General features: G+C 41.5%; 9 protein-coding genes, 6 tRNA genes and 2 rRNA genes. 16 read left to right on the top strand and 1 reads right to left on the bottom strand.

Annotation, left to right across the window (positions count from 1 at the left end; translation table 11 throughout):
- Positions 1-10: 10 nt before the first annotated feature.
- Together MHB65_RS24150 and rrf are read left to right on the top strand one after the other, a co-directional pair.
- A 23S ribosomal RNA gene (locus MHB65_RS24150) occupies positions 11-2938 on the top strand.
- A gap of 67 nt (positions 2939-3005) precedes the next feature.
- Positions 3006-3121: ribosomal RNA gene (rrf, locus tag MHB65_RS24145) — 5S ribosomal RNA — on the top strand.
- A gap of 128 nt (positions 3122-3249) precedes the next feature.
- Here the strand turns inward: rrf and MHB65_RS24140 are convergent.
- The gene (locus MHB65_RS24140; RefSeq protein ID WP_342442011.1) at positions 3250-4836 is read right to left on the bottom strand and encodes an acyl--CoA ligase; all 1587 of its coding nucleotides are present in this window, start codon (positions 4834-4836) and stop codon (positions 3250-3252) included.
- A 271-nt stretch (positions 4837-5107) separates the two neighbouring features.
- On the opposite strand from MHB65_RS24140, the gene MHB65_RS24135 reads away from it, so the two are divergent.
- From MHB65_RS24135 to glmS, 14 genes are all read left to right on the top strand, one after another.
- Positions 5108-5184, top strand: a tRNA-Asn gene (locus MHB65_RS24135).
- A 113-nt stretch (positions 5185-5297) separates the two neighbouring features.
- Positions 5298-5372, top strand: a tRNA-Glu gene (locus tag MHB65_RS24130).
- A gap of 55 nt (positions 5373-5427) precedes the next feature.
- Positions 5428-5503: transfer RNA gene (locus tag MHB65_RS24125), tRNA-Val, on the top strand.
- An 18-nt stretch (positions 5504-5521) separates the two neighbouring features.
- Positions 5522-5605, top strand: a tRNA-Tyr gene (locus MHB65_RS24120).
- A gap of 14 nt (positions 5606-5619) precedes the next feature.
- Positions 5620-5694 (top strand) — tRNA-Gln (locus MHB65_RS24115).
- Positions 5695-5707: 13 nt separating this feature from the next.
- A tRNA-Lys gene (locus MHB65_RS24110) sits at positions 5708-5780 on the top strand.
- Between the two features lie 185 nt (positions 5781-5965).
- Positions 5966-6871, top strand: coding sequence for an arginase (gene rocF, locus MHB65_RS24105; RefSeq protein ID WP_205446147.1), 906 nt, complete (start codon positions 5966-5968; stop codon positions 6869-6871).
- Between the two features lie 133 nt (positions 6872-7004).
- The gene (gene sigW / locus MHB65_RS24100) at positions 7005-7568 is read left to right on the top strand and encodes an RNA polymerase sigma factor SigW (protein ID WP_004225410.1); all 564 of its coding nucleotides are present in this window, start codon (positions 7005-7007) and stop codon (positions 7566-7568) included.
- 13 nt (positions 7569-7581) lie between these two features.
- Entirely contained in the window at positions 7582-8208 is a 627-nt protein-coding gene (locus MHB65_RS24095; protein WP_342442010.1) for an anti-sigma factor, read from the top strand.
- 149 nt (positions 8209-8357) lie between these two features.
- Positions 8358-9194 (top strand): diadenylate cyclase CdaA, encoded by an 837-nt coding sequence (gene cdaA, locus MHB65_RS24090; RefSeq protein WP_016995289.1) that lies wholly within the window; start codon positions 8358-8360, stop codon positions 9192-9194.
- Positions 9187-10263 carry a CdaR family protein gene (locus tag MHB65_RS24085; protein WP_342442009.1) on the top strand — a complete coding sequence of 359 codons (1077 nt, stop codon included), beginning with the start codon at positions 9187-9189 and terminating at the stop codon, positions 10261-10263. The genes cdaA and MHB65_RS24085 overlap by 8 nt, the downstream gene beginning before the upstream one ends.
- Before the next feature lie 224 nt (positions 10264-10487).
- Positions 10488-11840 (top strand): phosphoglucosamine mutase, encoded by a 1353-nt coding sequence (gene glmM / locus MHB65_RS24080; RefSeq protein WP_342442008.1) that lies wholly within the window; start codon positions 10488-10490, stop codon positions 11838-11840.
- A 125-nt stretch (positions 11841-11965) separates the two neighbouring features.
- Positions 11966-12481 carry a type 1 glutamine amidotransferase domain-containing protein gene (locus tag MHB65_RS24075; protein WP_342442007.1) on the top strand — a complete coding sequence of 172 codons (516 nt, stop codon included), beginning with the start codon at positions 11966-11968 and terminating at the stop codon, positions 12479-12481.
- A 633-nt stretch (positions 12482-13114) separates the two neighbouring features.
- On the top strand, positions 13115-14917 hold the full coding sequence (gene glmS / locus MHB65_RS24070; protein WP_342442006.1) for a glutamine--fructose-6-phosphate transaminase (isomerizing): 1803 nt from the start codon (positions 13115-13117) through the stop codon (positions 14915-14917).
- The last annotated feature ends 130 nt before the right edge of the window (positions 14918-15047 follow it).

Below are 15047 nucleotides of genomic sequence, written 5' to 3'. Positions count from 1 at the left end.
TTAATAACTTGGTTAAGTTATTAAGGGCGCACGGCGAATGCCTTGGCACTAGGAGCCGAAGAAGGACGGCACTAACACCGATATGCTTCGGGGAGCTGTAAGTGAGCTTTGATCCGGAGATTTCCGAATGGGGGAACCCACTACGTTTAATCGCGTAGTATCTTGACGTGAATACATAGCGTCTTGAAGGCAGACCCAGGGAACTGAAACATCTAAGTACCTGGAGGAAGAGAAAGAAAAATCGATTCCCTGAGTAGCGGCGAGCGAAACGGGAAGAGCCCAAACCAAGAGGCTTGCCTCTTGGGGTTGTAGGACACTCAATACGGAGTTACAAAAGAGCGAGTTAGATGAAGCGACTTGGAAAGGTCCGCCAGAGCAGGTAAAAGCCCTGTAGTTGAAAGTTCGTTCTCTCCTGAGTGGATCCTGAGTACGGCGGAACACGTGAAATTCCGTCGGAATCCGGGAGGACCATCTCCCAAGGCTAAATACTACCTAGTGACCGATAGTGAACCAGTACCGTGAGGGAAAGGTGAAAAGCACCCCGGAAGGGGAGTGAAAGAGATCCTGAAACCGTGTGCCTACAAGTAGTTAGAGCCCGTTAATGGGTGATAGCGTGCCTTTTGTAGAATGAACCGGCGAGTTACGATTACGTGCGAGGTTAAGCTTTAGAAGGCGGAGCCGCAGCGAAAGCGAGTCTGAATAGGGCGAAATAGTACGTGGTCGTAGACCCGAAACCAGGTGATCTACCCATGTCCAGGGTGAAGGTGAGGTAACACTTACTGGAGGCCCGAACCCACGCACGTTGAAAAGTGCGGGGATGAGGTGTGGGTAGCGGAGAAATTCCAATCGAACTTGGAGATAGCTGGTTCTCTCCGAAATAGCTTTAGGGCTAGCCTCGTGATGAGAATACTGGAGGTAGAGCACTGTTTGGACTAGGGGGCCATCCCGGTTTACCGAATTCAGACAAACTCCGAATGCCAGATATTTATACACGGGAGTCAGACTGCGAGTGATAAGATCCGTAGTCAAAAGGGAAACAGCCCAGACCACCAGCTAAGGTCCCAAAGTAATCGTTAAGTGGAAAAGGATGTGGCGTTGCACAGACAACCAGGATGTTGGCTTAGAAGCAGCCATCATTTAAAGAGTGCGTAATAGCTCACTGGTCGAGTGACGCTGCGCCGAAAATGTATCGGGGCTAAACGATTCACCGAAGCTGTGGATTGACATCTACGATGTCAGTGGTAGGAGAGCGTTCTAAGTGCGTTGAAGTCAGACCGGAAGGACTGGTGGAGCGCTTAGAAGTGAGAATGCCGGTATGAGTAGCGAAAGACGGGTGAGAATCCCGTCCACCGTATGACTAAGGTTTCCTGAGGAAGGCTCGTCCGCTCAGGGTTAGTCGGGACCTAAGCCGAGGCCGATAGGCGTAGGCGATGGACAACAGGTTGATATTCCTGTACCACCTCCTCACCGTTTGAGAAATGGGGGGACGCAGTAGGATAGGGTAAGCGCGCTGTTGGATATGCGCGTCCAAGCAGTAAGGCGTGTGTGTAGGCAAATCCGCACACTGTAACGTTGAGCTGTGATGGCGAGTCCGTATGGACGAAGTTCCTGATTTCACACTGCCAAGAAAAGCCTCTATCGAGGTGAGAGGTGCCCGTACCGCAAACCGACACAGGTAGTCGAGGAGAGAATCCTAAGGTGTGCGAGAGAACTCTCGTTAAGGAACTCGGCAAAATGACCCCGTAACTTCGGGAGAAGGGGTGCTCTTGAGCGTGCAAGCGCATGAGAGCCGCAGTGAATAGGCCCAGGCGACTGTTTAGCAAAAACACAGGTCTCTGCAAAACCGTAAGGTGACGTATAGGGGCTGACGCCTGCCCGGTGCTGGAAGGTTAAGAGGAGTGGTTAGCGCAAGCGAAGCTGCGAATTGAAGCCCCAGTAAACGGCGGCCGTAACTATAACGGTCCTAAGGTAGCGAAATTCCTTGTCGGGTAAGTTCCGACCCGCACGAAAGGCGTAACGATCTGGGCACTGTCTCAACGAGAGACTCGGTGAAATTATAGTACCTGTGAAGATGCAGGTTACCCGCGACAGGACGGAAAGACCCCGTGGAGCTTTACTGTAGCCTGATATTGAATTTTGGTACAACTTGTACAGGATAGGTAGGAGCCAGAGATCTCGGAGCGCCAGCTTCGAAGGAGGCGTCGGTGGGATACTACCCTGGTTGTATTGAAATTCTAACCCATGCCCCTTAGCGGGGCAGGAGACAGTGTCAGGCGGACAGTTTGACTGGGGCGGTCGCCTCCTAAAAGGTAACGGAGGCGCCCAAAGGTTCCCTCAGAATGGTTGGAAATCATTCGTAGAGTGTAAAGGCACAAGGGAGCTTGACTGCGAGACCTACAAGTCGAGCAGGGTCGAAAGACGGGCTTAGTGATCCGGTGGTTCCGCATGGAAGGGCCATCGCTCAACGGATAAAAGCTACCCCGGGGATAACAGGCTTATCTCCCCCAAGAGTCCACATCGACGGGGAGGTTTGGCACCTCGATGTCGGCTCATCGCATCCTGGGGCTGTAGTCGGTCCCAAGGGTTGGGCTGTTCGCCCATTAAAGCGGTACGCGAGCTGGGTTCAGAACGTCGTGAGACAGTTCGGTCCCTATCCGTCGTGGGCGTAGGAAATTTGAGAGGAGCTGTCCTTAGTACGAGAGGACCGGGATGGACACACCGCTGGTGTACCAGTTGTCTTGCCAAAGGCATCGCTGGGTAGCTATGTGTGGACGGGATAAGTGCTGAAAGCATCTAAGCATGAAGCCCCCCTCAAGATGAGATTTCCCATTACGCAAGTAAGTAAGATCCCTCAAAGACGATGAGGTAGATAGGTTCGAGGTGGAAGTGTGGTGACACATGGAGCTGACGAATACTAATCGATCGAGGACTTAACCAAAACGTTTGAAACATTCAATGCACGTTTATCCAGTTTTGAAAGAATAATTCTTTCAATTTAATACATGTCTAGTGATGATGGCAAAGAGGTCACACCCGTTCCCATACCGAACACGGAAGTTAAGCTCTTTAGCGCCGATGGTAGTTGGGGGCTTCCCCCTGTGAGAGTAGGACGTCGCTAGGCGCAAAAAGTCGCTACTGATACACTCAGTAGTGGCTTTTTTTTATTTAAGCTGATTTCTGGTAAGAAATATTTATAAACGCATAAAACAAGAAGGCATCCTCAATGGAGTGCCTTCTTGTTTTTGATATTTAACTTGTTTGAACTGGCGTAGCTCGTAGTTCGATACGGCGAATTTTCCCTGATGTCGTTTTTGGTAACTCCTCAATAAAGACGATACTACGAGGGTATTTATAAGGTGCAGTTAACGCTTTAACATGCTCCTGTAGCTCCTTTGTTAATTCTTCTTCATCACGCTCTTTGAAGCCCTCTCGTAAGATAACAAATGCCTTCACAATATGCCCTCTAATTTCATCTGGAGCAGCTACTACTGCACACTCTTGTACAGCTTCATGTTTGTTTAACGCATCTTCTACTTCAAATGGTCCGATCGTATAACCGGATGAAATAATAATGTCATCTCCACGACCTTCAAACCAGAAGTAACCGTCTTCATCACATTTTGCTTGATCACCTGTAATATACCAATCACCACGGAATGCAGCTTGTGTGCGTTCTGGTTCTTTATAATACTCTTTAAATAAAGCTGGTGAGGATTTATGAACAGCAATATCTCCAACCTCGCCAACTGGTGCTTCGTTACCTTCATTGTCGATAATACGTACAATATTACCTGGAGTTGGAACACCCATGGATCCAGGACGTAATTCTGTGTTTTCGAGTGTACCGATTAATAATGTGTTTTCTGTCTGTCCATAGCCATCACGTACTTTGAGTCCAAAATGATTCATAAACGTTTCAATCACTGGGCGATTTAAAGGTTCACCAGCAGAAACGGCACTACGGAGAGATGATAGATTATAGACTTGTAAATTATCGATTTTCGCCATAATTCTGTATTCAGTCGGTGTGCAACAAAGGACATTTACTTTTTCATCTTGCATTAATTGAAGATAGGTTTTTGCATCGAATCCCCCATGGTAGACGAATGCTGTAGCACCGAGCATGATTGTTGATAAAAAAGGACTCCAAATCCATTTTTGCCAACCAGGAGCAGCTGTTGCCCACACTAGATCGCCTTCACGTACACAAAGCCATTTTGAAGCCGCTGTTCTAATATGTGCATACCCCCAACCATGTGAATGAACAACACCTTTAGGTTTACCAGTTGTACCAGAGGTATAGGAAAGGAATGCCATATCATCGCGTTTAGTAGCTACAGCTGTAAATGTAGCTGGCTGCGAGCTTGCCAAGTCATCTAGAGAAGTCCAATCTCCTTTTGCAGCACCGATGACTAGTTTATTTTTTAATGTGTCTACAGAAGAAGTAATTTGGTCAACTTCGCTAGTAAATGCCTCATATGCAATCACTGCACTAGCAGAAGAATGCTCCATCCGATATTCTAAATCACTTGCACGCAGCATCTCTGAACATGAGATAGGTACAATGCCAGCCTTTAAACAGCCTAGAAAAACGAAATAGGCTTCCGGTAGTCGAGGAATAATAACTAATACACGATCGCCTTTTTGAAGCCCCTTCTCCGTAAAAGCATTTGCGTATTGATTCATTTTTTGAATGAGCTCCACATAAGACACTGTACGTCTCTCTTGTTGTGTATTTAACCAGCGTATTGCTTGGCGATCACTATCTTGCGAAAATTTTTCTAATTCCTCTGTGATGTTATAAAATTCAGGTGCAATTAAATCGTTTGATACCATCTGAACATTCCTCCCCTGGGAAATTTGATAGAAAATTCTTAAAACTATTTTTATTTTAACAATTACAATAATATACAGCAACAATATTTAATACGTTAAAGAGAAATATTAGATTTAATAGAGAACTATTTATGCTCTCAGATGGATATATAGGCAAACTTCGACAAAAAAATATAAAAATTATCACAAAATGACTTGCATTATTTATAATGCTTGCTATAATAATAAATGTACTTAAGAGGTTGTCTAAAACCAAAGTGAATAGCATTGTTCCGAAGTAGCTCAGTTGGTAGTAGCACCTGACTGTTAATCAGGTTGTCGCAGGTTCGAGTCCTGCCTTCGGAGCCATTTTTTTGCCCTATTTTAAGTACTATAATACATAAAATAATTTATGAAAAAAGTATTGCAATTATGAATTAAAAATGTTATTATAATTCTTGTCTTGTTTAAGACATAATAATGGCCCCTTGGTCAAGTGGTTAAGACACCGCCCTTTCACGGCGGTAACACGGGTTCGAATCCCGTAGGGGTCACCATTTAAAACATAGGCTTTATAAAGAAAATAAACTGTGATATAACACCTGTCTCTATGGAGGATTAGCTCAGCTGGGAGAGCATCTGCCTTACAAGCAGAGGGTCGGCGGTTCGAGCCCGTCATCCTCCACCATTCTTATTGTGTTATTTCGGAGGGGTAGCGAAGTGGCTAAACGCGGCGGACTGTAAATCCGCTCCTTAGGGTTCGGCGGTTCGAATCCGTCCCCCTCCACCAGTTTTATAAATGATTGGGGTATAGCCAAGCGGTAAGGCAACGGATTTTGATTCCGTCATGCCTAGGTTCGAATCCTAGTACCCCAGCCATTTTTTCTTTTATGAGCCATTAGCTCAGTTGGTAGAGCATCTGACTTTTAATCAGAGGGTCGAAGGTTCGAGTCCTTCATGGCTCACTTTTTTAGAATAAAAATTATTCAAAAGTGTTATATTAACTACAGATAACTAATCTCTTACTGAAAACAGTAGGAGATTTTTTTATGCTATTTACAATTGAATAAATATGCAACTTTCTGTCGAGTTGAGCCAAGTGGTATGTAGGCTTTACAATAGTCTTATAACTTTTAGGGGGTATAAAAACATGAATAAACTTAATATTTCTATTATTGGAGTACCAACAGATTATGGACAAACACGCCGTGGCGTAGATATGGGACCAAGTGCTATTCGCTATGCAGGTGTTGTTGAACGTTTAGAAGCTATCGGACACGAGGTACAAGATCAAGGGGATATTCGTGTTAGTCAAAAGCTTGCAGACGCAGCAGTTGATGAAAAGTTACTTAATTTAGAGGAAGTTGTAGACGTTAGCACTGCTTTAGCAAATAGTGTGCATGAAGTAGTAGAACAGAAAAAGTTCCCACTCGTATTTGGGGGAGATCATAGTATTGCTATTGGAACATTAGCTGGATTAGGTGAGCATTACAAAAACCTTGGTGTTATCTGGTATGACGCTCATGCAGATTTAAATACACCTGAAACAACACCTTCAGGCAATATACATGGAATGCCGTTAGCAGTTAGTATTGGGCTAGGACATGAGCGTTTAGTCCAAATTCGCAACTTTGCGCCAAAAATTAAGCCAGAAAACGTTATTATTATTGGAGCTCGTTCAGTAGACCCTGGAGAGCGTGAATTGATTCGTCAACAAGGAATTAAAGTATATACAATGCATGAGATTGACCGACTTGGCATGACACGTGTGATGGAAGATGCACTTACTTATTTAAAGGAACGAAATGTTGATGGCTTACACTTATCACTTGATCTAGACGGACTAGATCCACTTTATACGCCAGGAGTTGGTACACCAGTTCCAGGAGGGATTACGTACCGAGAAAGCCATTTAGCAATGGAAATGTTACAAGAATCAGGGATGGTAACTTCAGCAGAATTTGTAGAAGTAAATCCTATTTTAGATGAAAAGAATACGACAGCAAATGTAGCTGTTGCATTAATGGGATCTTTATTTGGGGAAACACTAGTTTAAAGAAAATTTGACAAAAAATTGCCTGTTGCCACATTGCATAAAAATCTTTTGCTATAATTGAAATAAAACGAAACTTTTCTTATCGGTGCGTCGTATAGTATAAGACAGTTGTAAAGGTGGAGAAGTTAACACAATGGATGCGTTAGTAAATAAGAGAATAAAACAAGTGCTTAAAGGCGATCAAAACGCATTTGCCGATATTGTGAGTCTCTATCAGCACAAACTGTACCAAGTATGCTATCGAATGTTAGGCAACAAACAAGAGTCTGAAGACATTGCTCAAGAAGCTTTTGTACGTGCTTATATGAACTTGCATACATTTGATCAGAAAAGAAAGTTTTCGACGTGGCTTTATCGCATAGCGACAAACCTCTGCATTGACCGTATTCGAAAAAAGAAACCGGATTATTATTTAGATGCAGAAGTAGCTGGTACAGAAGGTCTTGATATGTATTCGCAAATCGCAGCAGACGACCAGCTACCAGAGGAGCAGTTAGAACAAATGGAGCTGCAAGATCGCATTCAATATGAAATTGGACGATTGCCGGATAAATACCGTTCGGTTATAGTATTGAAATATATAGAAGAGTTATCGTTACAAGAGATTAGCGAGATTTTAGATATGCCGCTTGGAACGGTGAAAACGAGGATTCACCGCGGACGTGAGGCATTACGTAAGCAATTAAACAATCTGTAGGAGGGGGAGCGTCATGAATACTTGTCCAGAGCATATGATAGACTATATGCATGATTATTTAGACGGTGACATTAGTCGTGAGCATGAGCAAGAGTTGAAACAACACTTGCATACATGTAATGATTGTAAACAGTTGATGCAAGAATTGAGTGAAACAATCGCCTTTGTGAAGAGTGCTTCCCATATTACAGCGCCTCCGGATTTTGAAGCAGCAGTGATGGCTCGTTTACCAAAACCAAAAAGTCGAGTAGGTATACAAAAATGGATTCGCCGGCATCCGTTCTTTGTGGCAGCAGCAGTATTTTGCTTATTTATGAGTGCTACATTATTGGGTAGCTTCATGGATGACCAGCATTTCTCAGTGACCAAGCAACCTAATTTAGTTGTTGATGGTCAAACAGTGATTGTCCCTGAAGGAGAAGTGGTGAAAGGTGATATTGTTGTGAAAAATGGCGATTTGATTGTTGAAGGTGAAGTTGATGGCAACGTCACAGTGATTAACGGGCAATATATGGCATCTTCAGCGGTAGTTTCAGGGAGAATTGAAGAAATTGACGAAGTATTTGAATGGTTATGGTATACGATTAAAAATTCTGTAAAGACAGCCATGACATTTGAGGAAAAAGAAGAAACTAAATAACACTCTATACGTCCTAAAAAATAGTGCACGTGAGAGGCTGAAAGGTCTACTCTTCTGAGTAGACTTTTTATTTGAAAAAAGTTACATTTGTTAAGAATGTGATATACTTGAATGTGTATGGATTCGTAATGAAAAGTGGGGGATGCCACGTGCAAATTATCGAACATTTCACGGATTTAACGCCTGTGAATATTGTTATTAACTTCATTGATGTACTGCTCGTTTGGTACGTTGTTTATAAAGTCTTAACCCTCATTAAAGGTACGAAGGCTGTCCAATTACTTAAGGGAATATTCGTCATTATTATTGCGCGAATTGCAACAGACCTTTTAGGGTTACAAACACTTGGCTGGATGCTTCAACAAGTTATTGAGTTTGGTTTCCTAGCGATTATTATCATTTTTCAACCGGAAATCAGACGTGGTTTGGAACAAATTGGGCGAGGGAAGCTATTCCAACGCTCATCTAGTCAAGAAGAAGAGGAACAAACAAGGCTTATTGAGGCTATGAAGAAATCTGTTAGTTATATGGCCAAACGTCGAATAGGTGCGTTAATTTCCATTGAAAAAGAAACAGGTCTTAATGAATATATTGAAACGGGTATAGGGCTAAATGCTGAAATTTCATCAGAATTACTGATAAATATTTTTATACCAAATACGCCGCTACATGATGGGGCGGTTATTATGCAAAAAGATAAAGTGACGGCAGCAGCTTGTTATTTACCTTTATCTGAAAGCCCATTTATTTCAAAAGAGTTAGGGACACGCCACCGTGCTGCTCTTGGCTTAAGTGAAGTCACAGATGCTATTACCATTGTTGTATCAGAAGAAACAGGTGCAATTAGCATAACATTAAATGGTAATCTCCATCGAAATCTTTCTCTAGAGGAGTTCGAAACATTATTACGAAAAATGTGGTTCGGATCAGCACAAGAATCAAATGCATCCTCTAAGTTGACTTGGAGGGGGAAAAAGAATGGATAAAATGATGGATAGCCCTTGGGTATTAAGAATCATCGCGCTATTTTTGGCATTTTTGCTTTTTTTCTCAGTTCGTACCGAGTTATCACCGTTAAATAAAGCTACCTCAAATGAACAAACGGATGTCATTCGCGATGTTCCAGTAGATGTTTATTATGATAATGAGAATCTTATTGTGACGGGTTTACCTGAAACCGTAGATGTAACGATAGAAGGTCCGATGGCATTGGTTTTAAAAGCTAAAGGGGCTAAGGATTTTTCTATATTTGCCGACTTAAGCAATTTATTGCTAGGAGAGCATGATGTCAAACTGCAATACGAAAATATTTCAAACAAGTTAAAGGTTACATTAGACCCTGCAACCGTCCATGTAAATATTGAGGAAAAGGTCACGCAGGAGTTCCGAGTGGACCCTGAAATGAACAATCGTCTAATCGAAGAAGGTTATATATTAAAAGATATGACAGCCAATCCACCAACTGTTTATGTAACGGGTGCAAAAAGTGCTATTGAAAGCATTAGCTATGTAAAAGCAACTGTTACAGGGGAGCAAGGCTTGAAGCAATCATTCTCGCAGGAAGCAGCGGTAAAAGTATTAGATCGAGATTTAAATAAGTTAGATGTGACTATTGACCCTGCAACTGTGAAGGTTCAAGTAGATATAGGGGAGTACAGTCGAGAGATCCCAGTTGTCCTCAAGGAAACAGGGCAAGCGGCGGAAGACATTATTATCAATTCATTAACATTTACACCGAAAATGATTAAAGTGTATGGTAGAAAATCAATTATTGACAGTTTAACGGCTATTCCAATAACAGTGGACCTGTCAAAAATTACTGAGTCCAAAACTTATGAATTTGATGTAAAATTACCAGATGGTGTGACAAAAATATCTGACAAGAAAATAAAAGTGAATGCAGATATTACAAAGGTTGAGCAAGAAGAACAACAGAAAACACCAGCTTCTACAGAGGAAACGCCACCTCCTACTGAAGAACCTGATGTGACAGATGAGAGCACTACAACTGATAAAAATACATCAACCGAAGAATCGGAAGATATTGATTCTTAAACAATATGTGACTATAATTTTATTTTGATTCTAAATCAAAAATCCAATCCAGGTTTGTCTTGAGTAGTAATTCAGGATTCATCAAACAAACTGACAGAGTGGAATATTAATAATTACCAATGAATGAACAAAAGCAGACTTTTCCAAAAGTAAGCGGACAAGTGTCTAATGCTTGATAGAAACTCATTAGGCACGGTCTTGCATTGAAGGAGAGAATAAGTAGAATGGGTAAATATTTTGGAACAGATGGCGTCCGTGGCGTCGCGAATAGTGAATTAACACCAGAATTTGCATTTAAACTTGGACGTATAGGTGGCTATGTTTTAACAAAGGATGCAACTGAACGTCCAAAGGTTTTAATTGGTCGTGACACACGTATTTCAGGTGAGATGCTTGAAGGTGCACTTGTGGCTGGACTTTTATCAATTGGGGTAGAGGTAATGCGTCTTGGTATTATTTCAACACCAGGTGTGGCATATCTTACTCGAATTATGAGCGCAGATGCAGGCGTCATGATTTCAGCTTCACATAACCCAGTTGCTGATAATGGTATTAAATTTTTCGGTCCTGATGGCTTTAAGCTAACAGATGCCCAGGAAGCGGAAATTGAAGAGTTAATTGATGCGCAAGAGGACACATTACCACGTCCGATAGGAGCAGATTTAGGATCTGTAAGTGACTATTTCGAAGGTGGTCAAAAATATATTCAATACTTAAAGCAAACAGTGGATGAAGAATTTGATGGTATTCATGTAGCGCTTGATTGTGCACATGGTGCAACTTCATCATTAGCTACACATTTATTTGCTGATTTAGAAGCTGACATTTCTACAATGGGCGCTTCTCCAACAGGCTTAAATATTAATGCTGGTGTAGGCTCAACACATCCAGAAGGACTAGCTAAATTTGTTACCGAAAAAGATGCAGATGTTGGTTTAGCATTTGATGGCGATGGTGACCGTTTAATTGCTGTAGATGAAAGCGGGAAAATTGTTGATGGTGACCAAATTATGTTTATCATTGGTAAGCATTTAAATGCTGTAGGACGATTGAAGAAGCAAACGATTGTTTCAACAGTAATGAGTAATATGGGCTTTTATAAAGCTGTGGCTGACAACGGGATGCAAAGTGTACAAACAGCTGTAGGTGATCGTTATGTTGTGGAAGAAATGCGTGCCAATGAATACAATTTAGGTGGCGAGCAATCAGGGCATATCGTCTTCCTAGATTTTAATACAACAGGTGATGGCTTACTGACAGGCATTCAGCTTGTCAACATTATGAAAGCGACGGGTAAAAAGCTTTCAGAACTTGCAGCTGAAATGAAAATCTACCCTCAGCGTCTTGTCAATGTGCGTGTAACAGATAAGCATGCTGTAACTGATAATGCGAAAGTCGCTGCAGTTATTTCAGAGGTGGAAGCTGAAATGGCTGGAAATGGTCGCGTTTTAGTACGTCCTTCAGGTACAGAGCCATTGGTACGTGTCATGGTCGAAGCGGCAACAGAAACAGATTGTGAGCGTTTTGTCGAGCGTATTGCGGATGTTGTACGTGCAGAAATGGGCTTAACAGAATAACAATATAGAAAACCCGATTTCCGTAAATAGGAAATTGGGTTTTACTTGTTTGAAAAGAATGTTTTAAATAAGGGAGATGGGGAACAGTAATTAGGAGTCACAATAACAAGGAGTGTTTTATTGATATGGCTAAAATTGCTACAGTTATAACAGATATGTTTGAGGACATTGAGTTTACAAGCCCTAAAAAGGCTTTAGAAGCAGCTGGACATCAGCTAGTAACAATTGATACAGAAGCGGGCAAGGAAGTTAAGGGCAAGCATGGAGAGTCAGTGAAAATTGATAAAGGCATTGATGAAGTACAAGCTACTGATTACGATGCGCTATTTATTCCTGGTGGTTTTTCTCCTGATCTATTACGTGCGGATGATCGTGTAGTAGCATTTGCAAAGTCCTTTATGGATGAAATGAAGCCTACCTTTGCCATTTGTCATGGACCACAACTTCTTATTACAGCAAAGACATTAAATGGCCGTGATGCCACAGGCTATAAATCCATTCAAGTAGACTTAGAAAATGCAGAGGCAATCTTCCATGATGAAGAAGTATTTGTCTGTCAAAAGCAGCTTGTAACAAGTAGAACGCCAGACGATCTTCCAGCATTTAATAGAGAAATCGTTAAATTATTAGACAGTAAATAAAGGATAGGCACAAGCATCGTAATTGCTTGTGTCTTTTTTGTATGATCTATTGAATAACATTATATAGCTGTACAAAGCTAATCAAAGTACATGAGTATAACTTTGTCTACATATTTGTCACGAAAAAGCATTGGGACTAGGTGTTTTTTATAACGAAAATTTGACGGATAGCATATGATTGAGTATGATGGAGAAGTTGAAGATGAGGTCCGACCTTATCCTTTAACGAGCGCCCAAGGAGGGAAAGAAAGCGCAAAATCGGAAAACAATTATAGCGCCTGAGCTGAAGAAATCGGACGAAAAGATCTTCAGCAGACGAGGTGGAGGTTTATCGAAAATTCGGCGGATGCCTCCCAATCGACATACCCGATTGTCATTTTTCATTTTGAAAGCATTTGAGTGATTGAATGTACAGAAAATGGAGAAGGTATAGTAAAAGCAATAGATAAATAGAAGAAGCTTCACATATCGAAAATCTCTATTCAGTTGGCTGAGTGGAGTGAGTAGCTTGCATGTATAGGAGTGCTTTATTTTTTTATAAAAATATAGCATCGCTTGTCCATTCAAAAAATTCGATAGGATGAGGCCTAGTTTGTCATTGCGTTAAATTGACAATATCGGAGGACGAGAATTATGTGTGGAATTGTAGGATATATTGGTGAATCAGATGCAAAGGAAATTTTATTAAAAGGTTTAGAAAAGCTTGAATACCGTGGTTATGACTCAGCGGGTATTGCAGTGCGTAATGAGGAAGGCGTAACGGTTTTCAAAGAAAAAGGGCGTATTGCAGATTTACGTGAGGCAGTAGACGAAGATATTGCAGCGAAAATTGGTATCGGTCATACACGTTGGGCAACACATGGTGTGCCAAACCGTTTAAATGCTCACCCACATCAAAGTGCATCAGGACGCTTTACACTTGTGCATAATGGGGTTATTGAAAACTATCATTTATTGCAAAAAACCTATTTAAAAGGCATTCCAATGAAATCTGATACAGATACAGAGGTTATTGTGCAATTAGTAGAGTTATTTGTGAAAGATGGTCTAAGCACAGCAGACGCTTTCCGTAAAACGCTGTCACTATTACATGGCTCTTATGCACTGGCACTATTAGATGCAGAAGCGGCAGATACAATCTTTGTAGCAAAAAACAAATCACCACTTCTAGTAGGGATTGGAGAAGGTTTCAATGTTGTTGCGTCAGATGCAATGGCGATGCTACAGGTAACAGACCAATACGTAGAGCTTCACGATAAAGAAGTTGTTATCGTACACAAAGCAAGTGTGGAAATTACAAAATTAGATGGTTCTGTTGTAGAGCGTGCGCCTTATACGGCGGAACTTGATATGAGTGATATTGAAAAAGGGACATATCCACACTATATGTTAAAAGAAATGGATGAGCAGCCTACAGTTATTCGTAAAATCATTCAGGCATATGAAGGAGACAATGGCGATTTAACAATCGATGCGGAGATATTAGAAGCATTACGAGCAGCAGATCGTTTATATATTATTGCGGCGGGCACAAGCTATCATGCCGGTCTTATCGGTAAACAATATTTTGAAAAAATGGCGGGTATCCCAGTAGAAGTTCATATTTCTAGTGAATTCGGCTACAACATGCCATTACTTTCAGAAAGACCATTATTTATCTTCATTACACAATCAGGTGAAACAGCAGATAGTCGTCAAGTACTTGTAAAAATTAAAGATCTTGGCTATCCAACATTAACGATTACAAATGTACCTGGCTCTACGCTATCACGTGAAGCAGATCATACATTGTTATTACACGCAGGTCCAGAGATTGCAGTAGCTTCTACAAAAGCCTATGTTGCACAAGTAGCAGTACTTGCATTAGCAGCCTATGTAACGGCAAAGGCAAATGGCAAAGGCTTAGAATTTGATTTAAAACAAGAGCTTGCGATTGCCGCTAATGGCATCCAAACAATTATCGATTCAAAAGATGTGTTAGAAGACATCGCAGAAGATTACTTAAAAATCGCACGCAATGCATTCTTCATTGGCCGTAATATGGACTTCTATGTTAGCCTTGAAGGTGCCTTAAAATTGAAAGAAATCTCTTACATCCAAGCAGAGGGCTTTGCTGGTGGAGAACTGAAGCACGGAACAATTGCCTTAATCGAAGAAGGTACACCAGTGTTTGCGCTTGTCACACAAGCATCAGTAGGGTTAAATATCCGTGGTAATGTCAAAGAAGTAGCAGCTCGTGGTGCATATCCATGTATTATCGCGATGGCTGGCATTGATGAAGATGGTGATCGTTTAGTCATTCCACATGTTCACGAATTACTAACACCACTTGTCTCAGTAGTACCTTTACAATTAATTAGCTACTATGCTGCCCTGCACCGCCGCTGTGACGTGGATAAACCACGTAACCTAGCTAAATCGGTGACTGTTGAGTAAGAATAGAATATGAAGAATTATGTGTGTAGCTTTGAAATAAAGTTGCGATGTTTATAAAAAAGTTAAGATGTTTAAAATAAAGTCGCGACGGTTGTAAAAAAGTTGCGATGAAATGCCCCTTTAGATTATA

The sequence above is a fragment of the Lysinibacillus sp. FSL K6-0075 genome (assembly GCF_038592945.1).
GTDB classification, from domain to species: Bacteria; Bacillota; Bacilli; order Bacillales_A; family Planococcaceae; genus Lysinibacillus; species Lysinibacillus fusiformis_F.
Note: the sequence above shows the minus strand (reverse complement) of the source record. Positions and strands in the feature narration are given on the sequence as shown.